The following is a 21,403-nucleotide window of genomic DNA, read 5'->3' on the forward strand; positions in this document are numbered from 1 at the left end:
ACGGAAACAACGACAGGCCATGTAACGGAGTACTGCCGGAGGAATCCCGGCAGTACTTGCTTGTATACATACAAAGAAAAAACCTGGTGAAAGGATGTCTGAACGCGAAAGATTGTGTACAATAATAGAGGTATACGTCTATAATGGCTAATGTTGGGCGGCAGAACCTTTCATACTTGAAGAGGGCGGAAAATAAGGAAAGGCGTCTTTCCTTTTCTATCATATTGGCCGGCATTTTTAACGATTGGAGGAAAAAAGATGAGTGGCGAAAATATAAATGAACAGTATCTGGTCCGGAAAGAAAAAATGGAGGCGCTCCGCGAAAAAGGGGTGGACCCGTTCGGCAAGCGTTTTGAACGGACAACCGACACGGAAGAATTAAAACAAAAATACGGCGAATGCACGGAAGAACAACTGGAAGAAAAAGAGATTCCAGTTGCCATTGCCGGGCGGATCATGACAAAACGGCGGAAAGGAAGGGCCGGGTTTGCCCATATCCAGGACTTGAAAGGGCAAATCCAGTTTTATATTCGCCAGGACGCAGTCGGCGAAGAACAGTACGAGTTATTCAAAAGCACGGACCTTGGCGACATTGTCGGGCTTAAAGGCACGGTTTTCCGGACAAAAGTGGGCGAATTGTCCGTCAAAGTCAAAGAATTTATTCTGTTAACAAAAGCGCTGCGCCCGTTGCCGGATAAATTCCACGGCCTGCGGGACATCGAGCAGCGGTACCGTCAGCGTTATCTCGACCTGATTATGAGTGAAGAAAGTAAAAACACGTTCATTACAAGAAGCCGCATTATCCAGTCCATCCGCAATTATTTGGACAAGAACGGCTATTTGGAAGTCGAAACGCCGATGATGCATGCCATTGCAGGTGGGGCGGCTGCACGGCCGTTTATCACCCATCACAATGCGCTCGATATCGACCTTTATATGCGGATTGCGATTGAACTCCACCTGAAACGGTTGATTGTCGGCGGGTTGGAAAAAGTCTATGAAATCGGCCGCGTTTTCCGCAATGAAGGAATCGATACCCGCCATAACCCGGAATTCACGATGCTTGAGCTGTACGAAGCATATGCGGATTTTAACGATATTATGCAGCTGACTGAAAACATGATTGTGCACACAGCAAAAGAAGTACTCGGCACCACCGCCATCCGGTACGGCGAACATGAAGTAAATCTTGAACCGGAATGGTGCCGCCTGCATATGGTCGATGCAATTAAAGAATATACGGGCGTCGACTTCTGGAATGTGACAAGCACCGAAGAAGCAAGGGCACTTGCAAAAGAACACCATATTGAAATCACGGAACATATGGAATACGGGCATATCGTCAATGAATTTTTCGAGCAAAGGGTAGAAGAAAAACTGATCCAGCCGACTTTCGTTTACGGGCACCCGGTCGAAATCTCGCCGCTTGCTAGAAAAAATGAAAAAGACCCGCGGTTTACAGACCGGTTTGAACTGTTCATTGTCGGCCGTGAACATGCCAATGCCTTCACCGAACTGAATGACCCGATCGACCAGCGCGAACGTTTCGTGAACCAGCTGAAAGAGCGCGAGCAGGGGAATGACGAAGCGCACCAAATGGATGAAGACTTTATTGAAGCATTGGAATACGGCATGCCGCCAACAGGAGGACTCGGCATCGGCGTTGACCGGCTTGTCATGTTGCTGACCAATGCCCCGTCTATCCGGGACGTGCTGCTCTTCCCATTAATGAAAAGCAGGGATTAAGCAAAGCAAAACTTACAAAAAGCAGCGGGGCAGGAACCGCTGCTTTTTGAAAACATTATTTTAATATAATATTAACGTTCAAGTGGCCAGTTTCTTGGGAATGGATGTTTGTTATGGCCAACCATAAGCTTTTTTCCTGCTTTGGTGAAAGGAAGCAGGCTTCAGCTTGTTTGAAAAATAAATGGCGAAAAACTATTGCATTCGTGCCAAATGCATGGTATAGTAATATTCGTTGGCTAATTAAATGCCTACTGAAATACAGATTTGAAAAAGTTGTTGACAATAGTATTCGTTTGTAGTAGAATATTAAAGTCGCTTAGAAAGCAACACAGATTGTTCCTTGAAAACTGGACAAAACGAAACGTCAAATTCTTTTTGAGCTTTTATCAAACATCTTTACTGAGAGTTTGATCCTGGCTCAGGACGAACGCTGGCGGCGTGCCTAATACATGCAAGTCGTGCGGACCTTTTAAAAGCTTGCTTTTAAAAGGTTAGCGGCGGACGGGTGAGTAACACGTGGGCAACCTGCCTGTAAGATCGGGATAACGCCGGGAAACCGGGGCTAATACCGGATAGTTTTTTCCTCCGCATGGAGGAAAAAGGAAAGACGGCTTCGGCTGTCACTTACAGATGGGCCCGCGGCGCATTAGCTTGTTGGTGGGGTAACGGCTCACCAAGGCAACGATGCGTAGCCGACCTGAGAGGGTGATCGGCCACATTGGGACTGAGACACGGCCCAAACTCCTACGGGAGGCAGCAGTAGGGAATCTTCCGCAATGGACGAAAGTCTGACGGAGCAACGCCGCGTGAGTGAAGAAGGCCTTCGGGTCGTAAAACTCTGTTGCCGGGGAAGAACAAGTGCCGTTCGAACAGGGCGGCGCCTTGACGGTACCCGGCCAGAAAGCCACGGCTAACTACGTGCCAGCAGCCGCGGTAATACGTAGGTGGCAAGCGTTGTCCGGAATTATTGGGCGTAAAGCGCGCGCAGGCGGCTTCTTAAGTCTGATGTGAAATCTTGCGGCTCAACCGCAAGCGGTCATTGGAAACTGGGAGGCTTGAGTGCAGAAGAGGAGAGTGGAATTCCACGTGTAGCGGTGAAATGCGTAGAGATGTGGAGGAACACCAGTGGCGAAGGCGGCTCTCTGGTCTGTAACTGACGCTGAGGCGCGAAAGCGTGGGGAGCAAACAGGATTAGATACCCTGGTAGTCCACGCCGTAAACGATGAGTGCTAAGTGTTAGAGGGTTTCCGCCCTTTAGTGCTGCAGCTAACGCATTAAGCACTCCGCCTGGGGAGTACGGCCGCAAGGCTGAAACTCAAAGGAATTGACGGGGGCCCGCACAAGCGGTGGAGCATGTGGTTTAATTCGAAGCAACGCGAAGAACCTTACCAGGTCTTGACATCCTCTGACCTCCCTGGAGACAGGGCCTTCCCCTTCGGGGGACAGAGTGACAGGTGGTGCATGGTTGTCGTCAGCTCGTGTCGTGAGATGTTGGGTTAAGTCCCGCAACGAGCGCAACCCTTGACCTTAGTTGCCAGCATTCAGTTGGGCACTCTAAGGTGACTGCCGGTGACAAACCGGAGGAAGGTGGGGATGACGTCAAATCATCATGCCCCTTATGACCTGGGCTACACACGTGCTACAATGGATGGTACAAAGGGCTGCGAGACCGCGAGGTTAAGCCAATCCCAGAAAACCATTCCCAGTTCGGATTGCAGGCTGCAACCCGCCTGCATGAAGCCGGAATCGCTAGTAATCGCGGATCAGCATGCCGCGGTGAATACGTTCCCGGGCCTTGTACACACCGCCCGTCACACCACGAGAGTTTGTAACACCCGAAGTCGGTGAGGTAACCTTTACGGAGCCAGCCGCCGAAGGTGGGACAGATGATTGGGGTGAAGTCGTAACAAGGTAGCCGTATCGGAAGGTGCGGCTGGATCACCTCCTTTCTAAGGGGAAAAGCGTAGGGCGCTCGTTCATCGGCGTACGGATTTCGTAGTCTTCGACTGAGATAAAGGAAACACGATGAGCCTTAAAGGCGAATCGATGTTGACTTATCGTAGGGAGAAGACGTAGAAATACGCTAGCCGATAGCGCCCGGAGCTAGACAGAAAAGGAAAACTTCGTTTTCCAAAATCAAGTTTGACGTTTCCGTTTTGTTCAGTTTTGAAGGTTCAATCCTTCAACATGTGTTCTTTGAAAACCGGATAGGAGAAACAAACCAAGTAAACCGAGAATCGCTTATTTTTGGATTTAAACCTTTTTATGGTTAAGTTAGAAAGGGCGCACGGCGGATGCCTTGGCACTAGGAGCCGATGAAGGACGGTACAAACACCGATATGCTCCGGGGAGCTGTACGTAAGCTTTGATCCGGAGATTTCCGAATGGGGAAACCCCCTGTCTTTAATCGGACAGGATTCCTGCCTGAATCCATAGGGCAGGAAGGGCACACCCGGGGAACTGAAACATCTCAGTACCCGGAGGAAGAGAAAGCAATTGCGATTTCCCAAGTAGCGGCGAGCGAACAGGAAACAGCCCAAACCGGAAGGCTTGCCTTCCGGGGTTGTAGGACACTCATATGGGAGTTACAAAAGAACGGGGTAAGTGAAGCGGCCTGGAAAGGCCTGCCGGAGAAGGTAAAAGCCCTGTAACTGAAACTTCGTTCTCTCCCGAGTGGATCCTGAGTACGGCGGGACACGAGGAATCCCGCCGGAATCCGGGAGGACCATCTCCCAAGGCTAAATACTCCCTAGTGACCGATAGTGAACCAGTACCGTGAGGGAAAGGTGAAAAGCACCCCGGGAGGGGAGTGAAAGAGATCCTGAAACCGTGTGCCTACAAGTAGTCAGAGCCCGTTAACGGGTGATGGCGTGCCTTTTGTAGAATGAACCGGCGAGTTACGGTCTCATGCAAGGTTAAGCTGAAGAAGCGGAGCCGCAGCGAAAGCGAGTCTGAACAGGGCGAAAGAGTATGAGGCCGCAGACCCGAAACCAGGTGATCTACCCATGTCCAGGGTGAAGGCAAGGTAACACTTGCTGGAGGCCCGAACCCACGCACGTTGAAAAGTGCGGGGATGAGGTGTGGGTAGCGGAGAAATTCCAATCGAACTTGGAGATAGCTGGTTCTCTCCGAAATAGCTTTAGGGCTAGCCTCAAGCGAAGAGTTTTGGAGGTAGAGCACTGTTTGGACGAGGGGCCCTCATCGGGTTACCGAATTCAGACAAACTCCGAATGCCAAAAACTTATGCTTGGGAGTCAGACTGTGAGTGATAAGATCCATGGTCGAAAGGGAAACAGCCCAGACCGCCAGCTAAGGTCCCAAAGTATACGTTAAGTGGAAAAGGATGTGGCGTTGCTTAGACAACCAGGATGTTGGCTTAGAAGCAGCCATCATTCAAAGAGTGCGTAATAGCTCACTGGTCGAGTGACGCTGCGCCGAAAATGTACTGGGGCTAAACGTATCACCGAAGCTGCGGATGGACACCGTATGGTGTCCGTGGTAGGAGAGCGTTCTAAGGGCGTTGAAGCCGGACCGGAAGGACCGGTGGAGCGCTTAGAAGTGAGAATGCCGGTATGAGTAGCGAAAGAAGGGTGAGAATCCCTTCCACCGAATGCCTAAGGTTTCCTGAGGAAGGCTCGTCCGCTCAGGGTTAGTCGGGGCCTAAGCCGAGGCCGAAAGGCGTAGGCGATGGACAACAGGTTGATATTCCTGTACCGCCTCTTCACCGTTTGAACGATGGGGGGACGCAGGAGGATAGGGCAAGCGCGACACTGGTTGATCGCGTCCAAGCAGTTAGGCCGGTGCGGAGGCAAATCCTTCGCGCCAAGGCGGAGCTGTGATGGCGAGGGAAATTTTAGTACCGAAGTTCCTGATTCCACACTGCCAAGAAAAGCCTCTAGTGAGGTGAAAGGCGCCCGTACCGCAAACCGACACAGGTAGGCGAGGAGAGAATCCTAAGGTGAGCGAGAGAACTCTCGTTAAGGAACTCGGCAAAATGACCCCGTAACTTCGGGAGAAGGGGTGCTTTTTGGGGTGTATGCCCCGGGAAGCCGCAGTGAATAGGCCCAGGCGACTGTTTAGCAAAAACACAGGTCTCTGCGAAGCCGCAAGGCGAAGTATAGGGGCTGACACCTGCCCGGTGCTGGAAGGTTAAGGAGAGGGGTTAGCCGTCAGGCGAAGCTCTGAACTGAAGCCCCAGTAAACGGCGGCCGTAACTATAACGGTCCTAAGGTAGCGAAATTCCTTGTCAGGTAAGTTCTGACCCGCACGAAAGGTGTAACGATCTGGGCACTGTCTCAACGAGAGACTCGGTGAAATTATAGTACCTGTGAAGATGCAGGTTACCCGCGACAGGACGGAAAGACCCCATGGAGCTTTACTGCAGCCTGATATTGAATTTTGGTACAGCTTGTACAGGATAGGTAGGAGCCTTGGAAACCGGAGCGCCAGCTTCGGCGGAGGCATCGGTGGGATACTACCCTGGCTGTATTGAAATTCTAACCCGCACCCCTTACCGGGGTGGGAGACAGTGTCAGGCAGGCAGTTTGACTGGGGCGGTCGCCTCCTAAAAGGTAACGGAGGCGCCCAAAGGTTCCCTCAGAATGGTTGGAAATCATTCGCAGAGTGTAAAGGCATAAGGGAGCTTGACTGCGAGACTTACAAGTCGGGCAGGGACGAAAGTCGGGCTTAGTGATCCGGTGGTTCCGCATGGAAGGGCCATCGCTCAACGGATAAAAGCTACCCTGGGGATAACAGGCTGATCTCCCCCAAGAGTCCACATCGACGGGGAGGTTTGGCACCTCGATGTCGGCTCATCGCATCCTGGGGCTGTAGTCGGTCCCAAGGGTTGGGCTGTTCGCCCATTAAAGCGGTACGCGAGCTGGGTTCAGAACGTCGTGAGACAGTTCGGTCCCTATCCGTCGCGGGCGCAGGAAATTTGAGAGGAGCTGTCCTTAGTACGAGAGGACCGGGATGGACGCACCGCTGGTGTACCAGTTGTCTTGCCAAAGGCATCGCTGGGTAGCTATGTGCGGAAGGGATAAGTGCTGAAAGCATCTAAGCATGAAGCCCCCCTCAAGATGAGATTTCCCACAGTTTATACTGGTAAGATCCCTGAAAGATGATCAGGTTGATAGGTCCGGGGTGGAAGCGCGGCGACGCGTGGAGCTGACGGATACTAATCGATCGAGGACTTAACCAATAGAAAAGCGGAAGCGCCTTGGTCATCGGCGTACGGATTTCGGAGCTTTCGACTGAGATAAAGGAAACACGGCGAGCCCCTAAAGGCGAGCCGATGTTGACTTATCGTAGGGAGAAAGCGCAGAAATACGCTAGCCGATAGGCGCTGGAGCTAGACAATTCTCAAAGTTAGAAACGCGTTCTCCGTTTACAGTTTTTTCTCCCATCCGGTTTTCAGGGAACACATCCCAAAAATTATACAGGTCCGGTGATGATGGCGGAAAGGTCACACCCGTTCCCATCCCGAACACGGAAGTTAAGCTTTCCAGCGCCGATGGTAGTTGGGGGTTTCCCCCTGCGAGAGTAGGACGTTGCCGGGCCATAATACGGAGGATTAGCTCAGCTGGGAGAGCGTCTGCCTTACAAGCAGAGGGTCGGCGGTTCGATCCCGTCATCCTCCACCATAAATATGAGCCATTAGCTCAGTTGGTAGAGCATCTGACTTTTAATCAGAGGGTCGCAGGTTCGAATCCTGCATGGCTCATCATATTTAGCAGGAAATAAGAATTTCAGCCTGTTCAAAGACGGCCTGAAATTCTTTGACCTGAATTTTTGCGGAAGTAGTTCAGTGGTAGAACATCACCTTGCCAAGGTGGGGGTCGCGGGTTCGAATCCCGTCTTCCGCTCCATTTTTTTCTCTTGCCGGGGTGGCGGAATTGGCAGACGCACAGGACTTAAAATCCTGCGGTAGGTGACTACCGTACCGGTTCGACTCCGGTCCTCGGCACCATTCGATATATGCGCCCATAGCTCAATTGGATAGAGCGTTTGACTACGGATCAAAAGGTTAGGGGTTCGACTCCTCTTGGGCGCGCTATATACGGGAAGTAGCTCAGCTTGGTAGAGCACATGGTTTGGGACCATGGGGTCGCAGGTTCGAATCCTGTCTTCCCGACCATTCAAATTCGGGGCCTTAGCTCAGCTGGGAGAGCGCCTGCTTTGCACGCAGGAGGTCAGCGGTTCGATCCCGCTAGGCTCCACCAAAAAAAGTATTGACTTCTAAATAAATAAGTGTTATACTTTAAAAGTTGCTGTTTGTGATTGTTCCTTGAAAACTGGACAAAACGAAACGTCAAATTCTTTTTGAGCTTTTATCAAACATCTTTACTGAGAGTTTGATCCTGGCTCAGGACGAACGCTGGCGGCGTGCCTAATACATGCAAGTCGTGCGGACCTTTTAAAAGCTTGCTTTTAAAAGGTTAGCGGCGGACGGGTGAGTAACACGTGGGCAACCTGCCTGTAAGATCGGGATAACGCCGGGAAACCGGGGCTAATACCGGATAGTTTTTTCCTCCGCATGGAGGAAAAAGGAAAGACGGCTTCGGCTGTCACTTACAGATGGGCCCGCGGCGCATTAGCTTGTTGGTGGGGTAACGGCTCACCAAGGCAACGATGCGTAGCCGACCTGAGAGGGTGATCGGCCACATTGGGACTGAGACACGGCCCAAACTCCTACGGGAGGCAGCAGTAGGGAATCTTCCGCAATGGACGAAAGTCTGACGGAGCAACGCCGCGTGAGTGAAGAAGGCCTTCGGGTCGTAAAACTCTGTTGCCGGGGAAGAACAAGTGCCGTTCGAACAGGGCGGCGCCTTGACGGTACCCGGCCAGAAAGCCACGGCTAACTACGTGCCAGCAGCCGCGGTAATACGTAGGTGGCAAGCGTTGTCCGGAATTATTGGGCGTAAAGCGCGCGCAGGCGGCTTCTTAAGTCTGATGTGAAATCTTGCGGCTCAACCGCAAGCGGTCATTGGAAACTGGGAGGCTTGAGTGCAGAAGAGGAGAGTGGAATTCCACGTGTAGCGGTGAAATGCGTAGAGATGTGGAGGAACACCAGTGGCGAAGGCGGCTCTCTGGTCTGTAACTGACGCTGAGGCGCGAAAGCGTGGGGAGCAAACAGGATTAGATACCCTGGTAGTCCACGCCGTAAACGATGAGTGCTAAGTGTTAGAGGGTTTCCGCCCTTTAGTGCTGCAGCTAACGCATTAAGCACTCCGCCTGGGGAGTACGGCCGCAAGGCTGAAACTCAAAGGAATTGACGGGGGCCCGCACAAGCGGTGGAGCATGTGGTTTAATTCGAAGCAACGCGAAGAACCTTACCAGGTCTTGACATCCTCTGACCTCCCTGGAGACAGGGCCTTCCCCTTCGGGGGACAGAGTGACAGGTGGTGCATGGTTGTCGTCAGCTCGTGTCGTGAGATGTTGGGTTAAGTCCCGCAACGAGCGCAACCCTTGACCTTAGTTGCCAGCATTCAGTTGGGCACTCTAAGGTGACTGCCGGTGACAAACCGGAGGAAGGTGGGGATGACGTCAAATCATCATGCCCCTTATGACCTGGGCTACACACGTGCTACAATGGATGGTACAAAGGGCTGCGAGACCGCGAGGTTAAGCCAATCCCAGAAAACCATTCCCAGTTCGGATTGCAGGCTGCAACCCGCCTGCATGAAGCCGGAATCGCTAGTAATCGCGGATCAGCATGCCGCGGTGAATACGTTCCCGGGCCTTGTACACACCGCCCGTCACACCACGAGAGTTTGTAACACCCGAAGTCGGTGAGGTAACCTTTACGGAGCCAGCCGCCGAAGGTGGGACAGATGATTGGGGTGAAGTCGTAACAAGGTAGCCGTATCGGAAGGTGCGGCTGGATCACCTCCTTTCTAAGGGGAAAAGCGTAGGGCGCTCGTTCATCGGCGTACGGATTTCGTAGTCTTCGACTGAGATAAAGGAAACACGATGAGCCTTAAAGGCGAATCGATGTTGACTTATCGTAGGGAGAAGACGTAGAAATACGCTAGCCGATAGCGCCCGGAGCTAGACAGAAAAGGAAAACTTCGTTTTCCAAAATCAAGTTTGACGTTTCCGTTTTGTTCAGTTTTGAAGGTTCAATCCTTCAACATGTGTTCTTTGAAAACCGGATAGGAGAAACAAACCAAGTAAACCGAGAATCGCTTATTTTTGGATTTAAACCTTTTTATGGTTAAGTTAGAAAGGGCGCACGGTGAATGCCTTGGCACTAGGAGCCGATGAAGGACGGTACAAACACCGATATGCTCCGGGGAGCTGTACGTAAGCTTTGATCCGGAGATTTCCGAATGGGGAAACCCCCTGTCTTTAATCGGACAGGATTCCTGCCTGAATCCATAGGGCAGGAAGGGCACACCCGGGGAACTGAAACATCTCAGTACCCGGAGGAAGAGAAAGCAATTGCGATTTCCCAAGTAGCGGCGAGCGAACAGGAAACAGCCCAAACCGGAAGGCTTGCCTTCCGGGGTTGTAGGACACTCATATGGGAGTTACAAAAGAACGGGGTAAGTGAAGCGGCCTGGAAAGGCCTGCCGGAGAAGGTAAAAGCCCTGTAACTGAAACTTCGTTCTCTCCCGAGTGGATCCTGAGTACGGCGGGACACGAGGAATCCCGCCGGAATCCGGGAGGACCATCTCCCAAGGCTAAATACTCCCTAGTGACCGATAGTGAACCAGTACCGTGAGGGAAAGGTGAAAAGCACCCCGGGAGGGGAGTGAAAGAGATCCTGAAACCGTGTGCCTACAAGTAGTCAGAGCCCGTTAACGGGTGATGGCGTGCCTTTTGTAGAATGAACCGGCGAGTTACGGTCTCATGCAAGGTTAAGCTGAAGAAGCGGAGCCGCAGCGAAAGCGAGTCTGAACAGGGCGAAAGAGTATGAGGCCGCAGACCCGAAACCAGGTGATCTACCCATGTCCAGGGTGAAGGCAAGGTAACACTTGCTGGAGGCCCGAACCCACGCACGTTGAAAAGTGCGGGGATGAGGTGTGGGTAGCGGAGAAATTCCAATCGAACTTGGAGATAGCTGGTTCTCTCCGAAATAGCTTTAGGGCTAGCCTCAAGCGAAGAGTTTTGGAGGTAGAGCACTGTTTGGACGAGGGGCCCTCATCGGGTTACCGAATTCAGACAAACTCCGAATGCCAAAAACTTATGCTTGGGAGTCAGACTGTGAGTGATAAGATCCATGGTCGAAAGGGAAACAGCCCAGACCGCCAGCTAAGGTCCCAAAGTATACGTTAAGTGGAAAAGGATGTGGCGTTGCTTAGACAACCAGGATGTTGGCTTAGAAGCAGCCATCATTTAAAGAGTGCGTAATAGCTCACTGGTCGAGTGACGCTGCGCCGAAAATGTACCGGGGCTAAACGTATCACCGAAGCTGCGGATGGACACCGTATAGTGTCCGTGGTAGGAGAGCGTTCTAAGGGCGTTGAAGCCGGACCGGAAGGACCGGTGGAGCGCTTAGAAGTGAGAATGCCGGTATGAGTAGCGAAAGAAGGGTGAGAATCCCTTCCACCGAATGCCTAAGGTTTCCTGAGGAAGGCTCGTCCGCTCAGGGTTAGTCGGGGCCTAAGCCGAGGCCGAAAGGCGTAGGCGATGGACAACAGGTTGATATTCCTGTACCGCCTCTTCACCGTTTGAACGATGGGGGGACGCAGGAGGATAGGGCAAGCGCGACACTGGTTGATCGCGTCCAAGCAGTTAGGCCGGTGCGGAGGCAAATCCTTCGCGCCAAGGCGGAGCTGTGATGGCGAGGGAAATTTTAGTACCGAAGTTCCTGATTCCACACTGCCAAGAAAAGCCTCTAGTGAGGTGAAAGGCGCCCGTACCGCAAACCGACACAGGTAGGCGAGGAGAGAATCCTAAGGTGAGCGAGAGAACTCTCGTTAAGGAACTCGGCAAAATGACCCCGTAACTTCGGGAGAAGGGGTGCTTTTTGGGGTGTATGCCCCGGGAAGCCGCAGTGAATAGGCCCAGGCGACTGTTTAGCAAAAACACAGGTCTCTGCGAAGCCGCAAGGCGAAGTATAGGGGCTGACACCTGCCCGGTGCTGGAAGGTTAAGGAGAGGGGTTAGCCGTCAGGCGAAGCTCTGAACTGAAGCCCCAGTAAACGGCGGCCGTAACTATAACGGTCCTAAGGTAGCGAAATTCCTTGTCAGGTAAGTTCTGACCCGCACGAAAGGTGTAACGATCTGGGCACTGTCTCAACGAGAGACTCGGTGAAATTATAGTACCTGTGAAGATGCAGGTTACCCGCGACAGGACGGAAAGACCCCATGGAGCTTTACTGCAGCCTGATATTGAATTTTGGTACAGCTTGTACAGGATAGGTAGGAGCCTTGGAAACCGGAGCGCCAGCTTCGGCGGAGGCATCGGTGGGATACTACCCTGGCTGTATTGAAATTCTAACCCGCACCCCTTACCGGGGTGGGAGACAGTGTCAGGCAGGCAGTTTGACTGGGGCGGTCGCCTCCTAAAAGGTAACGGAGGCGCCCAAAGGTTCCCTCAGAATGGTTGGAAATCATTCGCAGAGTGTAAAGGCATAAGGGAGCTTGACTGCGAGACTTACAAGTCGAGCAGGGACGAAAGTCGGGCTTAGTGATCCGGTGGTTCCGCATGGAAGGGCCATCGCTCAACGGATAAAAGCTACCCTGGGGATAACAGGCTGATCTCCCCCAAGAGTCCACATCGACGGGGAGGTTTGGCACCTCGATGTCGGCTCATCGCATCCTGGGGCTGTAGTCGGTCCCAAGGGTTGGGCTGTTCGCCCATTAAAGCGGTACGCGAGCTGGGTTCAGAACGTCGTGAGACAGTTCGGTCCCTATCCGTCGCGGGCGCAGGAAATTTGAGAGGAGCTGTCCTTAGTACGAGAGGACCGGGATGGACGCACCGCTGGTGTACCAGTTGTCTTGCCAAAGGCATCGCTGGGTAGCTATGTGCGGAAGGGATAAGTGCTGAAAGCATCTAAGCATGAAGCCCCCCTCAAGATGAGATTTCCCACAGTTTATACTGGTAAGATCCCTGAAAGATGATCAGGTTGATAGGTCCGGGGTGGAAGCGCGGCGACGCGTGGAGCTGACGGATACTAATCGATCGAGGACTTAACCACGAAAAGCGGAAGCGCCTTGGTCATCGGCGTACGGATTTCGGAGCTTTCGACTGAGATAAAGGAAACACGGCGAGGTATCGAGCCGATGTTGACTTATCGTAGGGAGAAAGCGTAGAAATACGCTAGCCGATAGGCGCTGGAGCTGGACAACAGAAAAGCGGAGGTGCCTTGTTTAGCCCCGACAAGCGAATGTTCTGACCGGCATGGAGCCGTCTTTTGGCTCCGTGACGGGCAGGTTATTCGACCTCGAGGGGCTAGGCACCGGAGCTGGACAATAGAAAAGCGGAGGTGCCTTGCCAAAGGCGCTGGAGCTAGACAATTCTCAAAGTTAGAAACCAAAGCTATTCTCCGTTTACAGTTTTTTCTCCCATTCGGTTTTCAGGGAACACATCCCAAAAATTATACAGGTCCGGTGATGATGGCGGAAAGGTCACACCCGTTCCCATCCCGAACACGGAAGTTAAGCTTTCCAGCGCCGATGGTAGTTGGGGGTTTCCCCCTGCGAGAGTAGGACGTTGCCGGGCCAAATCAAAACCGCAGACGATTTGTCTGCGGTTTTTGCGTGTTAATGTACTCGGCTCATTGCTTTTTTTCGGAATGCAGGGCCGTTTTGCTTAAAGTTATTATATGAAGCGACAGAAAGGGATTTTTTAACTTTCGTGGTCTTCTTGATGACAGAAATCAGCCGAAAAGCACAGATAGCCGGTGAATCGTTCCATTTTGCTCTTGTCCATAAGCATCGGTTTCACCCTGACATTTGCATAGCTTGTTTTACTGCCTGCCGTTAAGAAACTGTAGGCAGAGGAACGGGCCTTTTTCGATTGCTGTCTGGAGAAAAAGGCGGATGGCCGGAAAGTCAATTGTTTCCCGGTTTTTAAGCAGCTCTGCCCACCATTCTGTTTCGTAGCGGGAAATCATGCTCAAATTATACAAAAGCAGGTAATGGACCAATATATCGGGAAGGTCGTTTTCCGGTTGTAATTTATACGGAAAGTAAATTTGATTTGTAAAGAAATGATAACGGAATGGCGGAGGGAGACAGCCGCGGGCGGAAAACGAGAAGGCGTCTTCTTCCGCTTCCATTTCCAAAAGTCTGTCCTGAAGTTTTTCGGACAAATATTGTGAAAACCTGCCCGCTGTCATATGATAGCCATCAAGGACCGCAAAAGGAAGCCGGTACTTCCCGTTCTTTTCTTCTACCGGCAAAAAATATTTCCGGCGGGGGAAGGCCGTTTCAAGTTCTGGGATTTGCCGAAGCAGGCTCTGCATGGTGTATTTATTGCCTTCGAGCGGGCCGAGTCCGAACATTTTATGGGCGAAATGGCCGCATAAACCGGTTTTTTGAATTTTAACCTCGTCTTCGCCAAACCGGTAGTTTTGTTTTTTCTTTTTTCGCGATGTCACCCCATGGGCAAGGACGGAAGTGGTTTCAGGATATAGCGGGTCGCATGACAGCAGGCAGGCTTTTAATAAATGAATGAAGCCGTAAAAAATCAAAACAGGCTGAATCGAAACGGGCGCCTGCACAGCCTGGCGGTAATAAGCTTCACCGTGTTCGAGATAATACATAAAAGCATAACAGTTCTCATAGCTTTTGGCGGCGCTTTGGCTAAAATCCGAAGCCTCATAGCGGGCTTTCAAATAGCGCTGCGTATATTCTGCGGATTGAAATAAAATCAAGTGATCCCATTGGTCCATAAAAGACAATATTTCGCCCTCCGAATTAACTGAATAGTATTATATGTTTTGGAGACCTTGACAGTATTATGTCCAATTGATAACCTACAAATAATATTTTTATCAATCCAGGAGGGGTTTGCATGTGGGAAACGAAGTTCGTAAAAGAAGGTCTTACGTTTGATGATGTATTACTGATTCCGGCAGAGTCGGAAGTGCTGCCGAAAGATGTCGATACAAGTGTCGCCCTAACGGAAACCTTGAAGTTGAACATTCCGATCATCAGCGCCGGCATGGATACGGTAACCGAAGCGGAAATGGCGATCGCCATGGCAAGGCAGGGCGGCCTCGGGATTATCCACAAAAACATGAGCATTGAACAACAGGCGGAGCAGGTGGATCGTGTCAAACGGTCGGAAAACGGCGTTATCACCAATCCGTTTTTCTTAACACCTGATGAGCAGGTGTTTGCAGCGGAACATTTAATGGGCAAATACCGGATTTCCGGCGTGCCGATCGTGAATAACCGTGACGAGCAGAAACTGGTCGGGATTTTGACCAACCGCGACATGCGTTTTATTGAAGATTACTCCACCCGGATTTCAGATGTGATGACGAAAGAGAATCTTGTGACGGCGCCTGTCGGTACGACGTTGAAAGAGGCGGAACAGCTTTTGCACCGGCATAAAATTGAAAAGCTGCCGCTTGTCGATGAGAACGGCGTATTAAAAGGGCTTATTACGATTAAAGATATCGAAAAGGTTATTGAGTTCCCAAATGCAGCCAAAGATGACCAGGGCCGCCTTCTTGTTGGTGCGGCAGTCGGCGTGACAAGCGACGTAATGAAACGGGTGGAATTGCTCGTTGAAGCGGGAGTGGATGCGGTTGTTATCGATACGGCGCACGGCCACTCAAAAGGGGTGCTGGAAACCGTCGCAAACATCCGCAAATCTTACCCTTCCTTAAATATTATCGCCGGAAATGTTGCGACGGCAGAAGGTACGAAAGCGCTGATAGACGCGGGCGCGGATATTGTAAAAGTCGGTATCGGGCCGGGCTCCATCTGTACGACAAGAGTGGTTGCCGGGGTTGGTGTACCGCAAATTACAGCGGTTTATGATTGTGCGACAGAAGCAAGGAAGTACGGAAAAGCGATTATTGCAGACGGTGGCATTAAATTCTCAGGCGATATTGTAAAGGCGCTGGCTGCCGGTGGACATGCTGTAATGCTCGGCAGCCTGCTTGCAGGGACCTCGGAAAGCCCAGGCGAAATGGAAATCTATCAAGGGCGGCAATATAAAGTTTACCGCGGCATGGGGTCCATCAGCGCAATGGAAAGCGGATCGAGGGATCGTTACTTCCAGGAAGGCGCGAAAAAACTGGTGCCAGAAGGAATCGAAGGACGCGTGCCGTTTAAAGGGAGCCTTCAGGATGTCATCTACCAATTAATCGGCGGGCTCCGGTCCGGCATGGGTTATTGCGGCGCGAAAGATATGATTTCATTGCGTGAAGAAGCGCAGTTTATCCGCATGACAGGGGCAGGCCTGCGGGAGAGCCATCCGCATGATATCCAGATTACAAAAGAAGCTCCGAATTATTCTTTGTCTTAACATCGATTTTGAATGGGAAAAAATGGCAGGCATAGGTTTCCTGCCATTTTTTTCTGCCATTTAATAGATTTGCAACTCTATATCTGGCTTGTCGGACTCGGAAAAATCGCCGCCATTCAGTACCCCCGGCTGCCCTGCATTTTCGGAAAAAGTTGACAAATGCGGCAAACACTATGCATCTACTTTTTCAACCGGAACTATGTTAAAATAGGCAAAGTGTATACATATCTTGATGGAGGGTTGAAAGTGAAAAAAAGCTTGCAAAAAATGGCGTTTGCGTTTCTGGCGCTGCTGCTAACGGCAGGGGTTGTGCAGCAGGTGCCGAAAACAGTCCATGCGCAGGATCAGTTGGATATTCATGCAAAAGCAGCCATCATTGTCGATGCGGATAACGGACAGATTTTGTATGAAAAAAATGCCAATCAGGCACTGGGCATTGCTTCCATGAGCAAAATGATGACGGAGTACTTGTTGCTTAAAGCCATTCATGAGAAAAAGGTTTCGTGGAACCAGAAAGTGACAATCAGCGATTATGCGTATCGCATTTCCCAAAACAGGGCACTTTCAAACGTGCCGTTAAGAAAAGGCGAAAAGTACACGGTTAAAGAGCTCTTCCAAGCGATGGCGATCTATTCGGCAAATGGCGCAACGATTGCGATTGCAGAAACGCTCGGCGGAACGGAAAAAAACTATCTGAACATGATGAACAAACAGGCGAAAGCATTCGGCCTCACCGATTATAAATTTGTGAACGCAACCGGGCTGAACAATGAGGATTTGCAAGGCATGCAGCCGGAAGGAACAGGCAGGACGGAAGAAAACCTTGTCTCAGCAAAATCCGTTGCAAAAATCGCCTACCATTTGATCCACGACTATCCGGAGATTTTACAAACAACGAGCACAGCTAAAATGAAATTCCGGGCCGGGACAGATGATGAAATTGCGATGCAGAACTGGAACTGGATGCTTCCGTCCCTTGTTTACGGGCGGCAGGGCGTTGACGGCTTGAAAACCGGGAACACCGACAATGCGGGATACTGCTTTACAGGCACGGCCAAGCAAAACGGCATGCGCATCATTACCGTTGTTCTTCATGCAGAGGATGCGAACGGGAACAGCACCATCAAGTCCCGGTTTGATGTCACAAACAAATTAATGGACTATGCTTTTAGTAATTTCACGGAAAAAACCCTTTACCCGAAAGGCTATCAGGTGAAAAAGACGGTAACGGTGAAGTCCGGCAAAGAAAAACAGGCTTCCGTTGTCACGAAGGCGCCGCTTAAAGTGGCTGTGAAAAACGGTGAAGGCAAAATGTATACCCCTGTTGTGAAATTTGATTCGAAGCAAATCAAGGCTCCGGTGAAAAAAGGGACAAAGGTTGGCACATTGTATGCCCGGCATAAAGACGGGCAGGAACTTGGCTATTTGTACGGCCCGAATACAGCGCATACCGCCTTGGTCACCAAAACTGATATTGAAAAAGCCAACTGGTTTGTGCGCATGATGCGCGGAATTGGCGGATTTTTCGGGGGCATTTGGGATCATACAGTCGGCAAATTATTTTAAGTAAAACAGGACAAGGGCGCTTGTCCTGTTTTTCACTTTAACGTGGAAAAATTAGTACCTTGACAAGCATTCGTTTTTGGTGTTAATTTAAATTATTATACATATAATAAGAATTTTTAATTTTATAAAGGGGCGTACAAAAAATGAAAACAGGAACAGATCTAGTGAAACGCGGGATGGCGGAAATGCAAAAGGGCGGCGTCATCATGGACGTGGTCAATGCCGAGCAGGCAAAACTCGCTGAAGAAGCAGGCGCTGTTGCCGTCATGGCATTGGAACGTGTTCCGTCTGATATCCGGAAAGCCGGAGGGGTTGCCCGTATGGCGGATCCTTCCATTGTGGAAGAAGTTATGAACGCCGTCAGCATTCCGGTAATGGCAAAAGCAAGGATCGGCCATATTGTTGAAGCGCGGGTGCTCGAAGCGATGGGCGTCGATTATATTGACGAAAGCGAAGTTTTAACGCCGGCCGACGATGAGTTCCATATCAATAAAAAAGAATTCACAGTGCCGTTTGTGTGCGGCTGCCGTGATTTGGGGGAAGCGGCTCGAAGAATCGGGGAAGGCGCCTCGATGCTCAGGACAAAAGGCGAGCCGGGAACCGGGAATATCGTTGAAGCGGTAAGGCATATGCGGAAAGTGAATGCGCAGGTCCGCAAAGTGGTCAACATGAACGAAGATGAACTGATGACGGAAGCTAAACAGCTCGGTGCCCCGTATGAAGTGCTGTTGCAAATTAAAAAAGAAGGCCGGCTGCCGGTTGTGAACTTTGCTGCAGGCGGTGTTGCAACGCCGGCGGATGCGGCGTTGATGATGCAGCTCGGTGCGGACGGCGTTTTTGTCGGATCGGGGATTTTCAAATCAGAAAACCCGGCGAAATTTGCGAAAGCGATTGTTGAAGCAACGACCCATTACCAAGATTACAAACTGATTGCCGAATTGTCGAAAGACCTTGGAACAGCAATGAAAGGCTTGGAAATTTCAACATTGCCGGCTGAAGCAAGAATGCAGGAGCGCGGCTGGTAAGGAGAATCAGCATGAAAAAAATTGGTGTACTCGGCCTCCAGGGGGCTGTGGAGGAACATATCCGCGCAGTGGAAGCCTGCGGTGCGGAAGGTGTTGTCATTAAGAAAAAAGAGCAGTTGGACGAAATCGGCGGGCTCATCCTGCCGGGCGGAGAAAGCACGGCAATGCGGCGGCTCATTGACCGCTACGGTTTTATGGCGGAACTGAGACAGTTTGCCGAAAGCAAGCCAGTCTTTGGCACATGCGCAGGGCTGATCCTGCTTGCAAAGCATATTGAAGGCCAGGAAGATGCACATATCGGGGCAATGGATATTACGGTGGCGCGCAATTCTTTCGGCCGCCAGCGGGAAAGTTTTGAAGAAACCATCCGTGTGAACGGCATCGCGGAAGATTTTCCAGCTGTTTTTATTCGCGCGCCCCATATCGTCTCCGTTTCAGATCATGTTGAAGTGCTGGCCGAGTGCCGCGGGCGGATTGTTGCGGTTCGCCAAGGAAATTTGCTCGGCTGCTCCTTCCATCCGGAGTTAACGGATGACCTGCGTATGACCGAATATTTTTTAAGTATGGCACGGATTCCGGTATAGTCTGTTGCAAAACGGATAAAATTGTAGTACATTAAGGTGTACGTGAAGACTGAAAAAGCAATGACAGGAACCAGTAGCAGAACGCTTTTCCTAAAGAGAGCCGGTGGGTGGTGGAAACCGGCGGAAAGCTTCTGTGAATCCATCCTTGAGCGGGTTGCTGAAAGCCGGGCGAGTAGGCATCCACGGGATAAAAACCCGTTATCCTTACAAAGCGGAAAACTCTTGTTTTCAATTTGGGTGGCAACGCGGGTTCACTCTCGTCCCTGTTTTCGGGGCGGGAGTTTTTTATTTGAATTTCGATAAAAGGAGAAGGATAGCATGTTGGACATCAAATTTTTGCGTGCGCATTTTGATGAAGTCAAAGAACGAATGCAGCACCGCGGAGAAGATTTGACCGATTTTGAGAAGTTCAGCGGGCTGGACCAAAGACGGCGCGAACTGATCATGGAAAGCGAAGCGTTGAAAAACAGACGGAATGAAGTCACGCAGCAAGTTGCGGCACTGAAACGCGAAAAGAAAGATGCAACAAAGCTGATCGAGGAAATGCGCGGCGTCGGTGAAAAAATTAAAGCACTGGATGCCGAGTTGAAACAAGTCGAATCAGAACTTGAAATGCTGATGCTTTCTATCCCGAACATTCCGCATGAAAGTGTGCCGGTGGGAGATAGCGAAGAGGACAATGTCGAAATCCGGAAATGGGGTGAAGTGCCGGCATTTGGATTTGAACCGAAACCGCATTGGGATATTGCCACTGACCTCGGCATCCTTGATTTTGAAAGGGCAGCCAAAGTGACCGGCAGCCGGTTCGTCTTTTACAAAGGGCTCGGCGCCCGCCTTGAACGTGCGCTTTATAATTTTATGCTTGATCTGCACGTCGAAGAACACGGCTATGAAGAGGTATTGCCGCCGTATATGGTGAACCGCGCCAGCATGACAGGAACGGGGCAGCTGCCGAAATTTGAAGAAGACGCTTTTCTTGTCAATGAAAAAGACTATTTTCTGATTCCGACTGCCGAAGTGCCGGTGACAAATTATCACCGTGATGAAATTTTAAACGGTGACGACCTGCCGATCAATTATGTGGCGTTCAGTGCCTGTTTTCGTTCGGAAGCGGGTTCTGCCGGGCGCGATACACGCGGGCTGATCCGCCAGCACCAGTTTAACAAAGTGGAACTTGTGAAATTTGTCAAACCGGAAGATTCCTATAATGAACTCGAAAAACTGACCGGCCATGCGGAAAAAGTGCTGCAGCTTCTGGGCCTGCCTTATCATGTGATGAGCATGTGCACGGCGGACCTCGGGTTTACGGCAGCGAAAAAATATGATATTGAAGTATGGATGCCAAGCCAGCACGTATACCGCGAGATTTCTTCGTGCAGCAACTTCGAAGCCTTCCAGGCAAGGCGTGCGAACATCCGCTTTCGCAGGGAACCCAATGCGAAACCGGAACATGTCCATACACTGAACGGGTCCGGACTTGCCATCGGGCGTACCGTCGCAGCCATCCTCGAAAATTACCAGCAGGCTGACGGCAGTGTGGTGGTGCCTGAAGTGCTCCGCCCGTATATGCGTACTGATATCATCAAACCGGAATCATAAAAAAATCCCCGGCTTTTTTACATGAAAAGCCGGGGATTTGAAACATGTTTTCCGGAAGCTTCCGCATTTTTTAGGGCGGGATTTTACTCAAAAGGGCGGACAAGAGAAAAACGGCCATATCTAAATGTGCGTTCCGGGGCCTTCCCTTGGCTAAAATTCAGATGGCTTTCCGCAGTAGAAAATCTTGATGTGCTTGACTTGTTTTGATCGTGTAGGTTATAATCTTTTTTGTCAAAATGGAGGAATACCCAAGTCTGGCTGAAGGGATCGGTCTTGAAAACCGACAGGCGGGTTACACCGCGCGGGGGTTCGAATCCCTCTTCCTCCGCTTGAAAAATGAAAAGGACTATGATTGAAAGCCTGCGGCACCCTGAAATGGCGGGAGCTGTGGGCTTTTTTCGTGGAGTAAGGACAAGACACCACATTTTTTGCATGCCCGTGATCCCTCCG

General features: G+C 51.0%; 7 protein-coding genes, 8 tRNA genes, 6 rRNA genes and 1 other annotated feature. Of the genes, 20 read left to right on the plus strand and 1 reads right to left on the minus strand.

The genetic code is table 11. The features are described from left to right. Nucleotides 1–258: 258 nt before the first annotated feature. The 14 genes from lysS to rrf (NST70_RS00410) all read left to right on the plus strand — a co-directional run bounded on the left by lysS (nucleotide 259) and on the right by rrf (NST70_RS00410) (nucleotide 13,416). A complete protein-coding gene (gene lysS / locus NST70_RS00345) occupies nucleotides 259–1,746 on the plus strand; it encodes a lysine--tRNA ligase (protein WP_046721998.1) in 1,488 nt (495 codons plus the stop codon). A gap of 395 nt (nucleotides 1,747–2,141) precedes the next feature. Beyond that, nucleotides 2,142–3,695: ribosomal RNA gene (locus NST70_RS00350) — 16S ribosomal RNA — on the plus strand. A 318-nt stretch (nucleotides 3,696–4,013) separates the two neighbouring features. Beyond that, nucleotides 4,014–6,946, plus strand: a 23S ribosomal RNA gene (locus NST70_RS00355). 242 nt (nucleotides 6,947–7,188) lie between these two features. After that, a 5S ribosomal RNA gene (rrf, locus tag NST70_RS00360) occupies nucleotides 7,189–7,304 on the plus strand. Nucleotides 7,305–7,312: 8 nt separating this feature from the next. Then, a tRNA-Val gene (locus NST70_RS00365) sits at nucleotides 7,313–7,388 on the plus strand. Nucleotides 7,389–7,395: 7 nt separating this feature from the next. Next, nucleotides 7,396–7,468: transfer RNA gene (locus tag NST70_RS00370), tRNA-Lys, on the plus strand. Between the two features lie 70 nt (nucleotides 7,469–7,538). Beyond that, nucleotides 7,539–7,613 (plus strand) — tRNA-Gly (locus tag NST70_RS00375). 12 nt (nucleotides 7,614–7,625) lie between these two features. Further along, nucleotides 7,626–7,714: transfer RNA gene (locus NST70_RS00380), tRNA-Leu, on the plus strand. 10 nt (nucleotides 7,715–7,724) lie between these two features. Next, a tRNA-Arg gene (locus NST70_RS00385) sits at nucleotides 7,725–7,798 on the plus strand. A gap of 7 nt (nucleotides 7,799–7,805) precedes the next feature. Then, nucleotides 7,806–7,882 (plus strand) — tRNA-Pro (locus tag NST70_RS00390). A 9-nt stretch (nucleotides 7,883–7,891) separates the two neighbouring features. Next, a tRNA-Ala gene (locus tag NST70_RS00395) sits at nucleotides 7,892–7,967 on the plus strand. Between the two features lie 120 nt (nucleotides 7,968–8,087). Continuing rightward, a 16S ribosomal RNA gene (locus NST70_RS00400) occupies nucleotides 8,088–9,641 on the plus strand. A 318-nt stretch (nucleotides 9,642–9,959) separates the two neighbouring features. Further along, nucleotides 9,960–12,892 (plus strand): 23S ribosomal RNA (locus NST70_RS00405). Nucleotides 12,893–13,300: 408 nt separating this feature from the next. After that, a 5S ribosomal RNA gene (gene rrf / locus NST70_RS00410) occupies nucleotides 13,301–13,416 on the plus strand. Together the 16S, 23S and 5S rRNA genes with 7 tRNA genes alongside form the textbook arrangement of a ribosomal RNA operon. Before the next feature lie 247 nt (nucleotides 13,417–13,663). On the opposite strand, the gene NST70_RS00415 is transcribed toward rrf (NST70_RS00410), so the two are convergent. Then, a complete protein-coding gene (locus tag NST70_RS00415; RefSeq protein ID WP_035183007.1) occupies nucleotides 13,664–14,590 on the minus strand; it encodes a YaaC family protein in 927 nt (308 codons plus the stop codon). Between the two features lie 122 nt (nucleotides 14,591–14,712). Here NST70_RS00415 and guaB point away from each other — a divergent pair, with 122 nt between their 5' ends. From guaB to NST70_RS00445, 6 genes are all read left to right on the plus strand, one after another. Next, nucleotides 14,713–16,179 (plus strand): IMP dehydrogenase, encoded by a 1,467-nt coding sequence (gene guaB / locus NST70_RS00420; protein ID WP_013858032.1) that lies wholly within the window; start codon nucleotides 14,713–14,715, stop codon nucleotides 16,177–16,179. A 246-nt stretch (nucleotides 16,180–16,425) separates the two neighbouring features. Continuing rightward, on the plus strand, nucleotides 16,426–17,745 hold the full coding sequence (locus tag NST70_RS00425) for a serine hydrolase (RefSeq protein ID WP_014096543.1): 1,320 nt from the start codon (nucleotides 16,426–16,428) through the stop codon (nucleotides 17,743–17,745). Nucleotides 17,746–17,888: 143 nt separating this feature from the next. Next, a complete protein-coding gene (gene pdxS / locus NST70_RS00430; protein ID WP_013858035.1) occupies nucleotides 17,889–18,770 on the plus strand; it encodes a pyridoxal 5'-phosphate synthase lyase subunit PdxS in 882 nt (293 codons plus the stop codon). 11 nt (nucleotides 18,771–18,781) lie between these two features. Further along, nucleotides 18,782–19,354 carry a pyridoxal 5'-phosphate synthase glutaminase subunit PdxT gene (gene pdxT, locus NST70_RS00435; protein WP_014096542.1) on the plus strand — a complete coding sequence of 191 codons (573 nt, stop codon included), beginning with the start codon at nucleotides 18,782–18,784 and terminating at the stop codon, nucleotides 19,352–19,354. Between the two features lie 51 nt (nucleotides 19,355–19,405). Beyond that, nucleotides 19,406–19,622 (plus strand) — a binding site (T-box leader). Nucleotides 19,623–19,672: 50 nt separating this feature from the next. Further along, nucleotides 19,673–20,953, plus strand: coding sequence for a serine--tRNA ligase (gene serS, locus NST70_RS00440; RefSeq protein WP_035190751.1), 1,281 nt, complete (start codon nucleotides 19,673–19,675; stop codon nucleotides 20,951–20,953). 238 nt (nucleotides 20,954–21,191) lie between these two features. Further along, nucleotides 21,192–21,281: transfer RNA gene (locus tag NST70_RS00445), tRNA-Ser, on the plus strand. The last annotated feature ends 122 nt before the right edge of the window (nucleotides 21,282–21,403 follow it).

Origin of the sequence: Weizmannia sp. FSL K6-0777, from assembly GCF_038593185.1 — a bacterium.
Classification (GTDB): Bacteria; Bacillota; Bacilli; order Bacillales; family Bacillaceae_C; genus Weizmannia; species Weizmannia faecalis.

Excerpts from the sequence above, each read along its gene's own strand:
- lysS (WP_046721998.1), top strand. The coding sequence starts at position 259 with ATGAGTGGCGAAAATATAAATGAACAGTATCTGGTCCGGAAAGAAAAA.
- NST70_RS00415 (WP_035183007.1), bottom strand. The coding sequence starts at position 14,590 with ATGGACCAATGGGATCACTTGATTTTATTTCAATCCGCAGAATATACG.
- guaB (WP_013858032.1), top strand. The coding sequence starts at position 14,713 with ATGTGGGAAACGAAGTTCGTAAAAGAAGGTCTTACGTTTGATGATGTA.
- pdxS (WP_013858035.1), top strand. The coding sequence starts at position 17,889 with ATGAAAACAGGAACAGATCTAGTGAAACGCGGGATGGCGGAAATGCAA.
- pdxT (WP_014096542.1), top strand. The coding sequence starts at position 18,782 with ATGAAAAAAATTGGTGTACTCGGCCTCCAGGGGGCTGTGGAGGAACAT.
- serS (WP_035190751.1), top strand. The coding sequence starts at position 19,673 with ATGTTGGACATCAAATTTTTGCGTGCGCATTTTGATGAAGTCAAAGAA.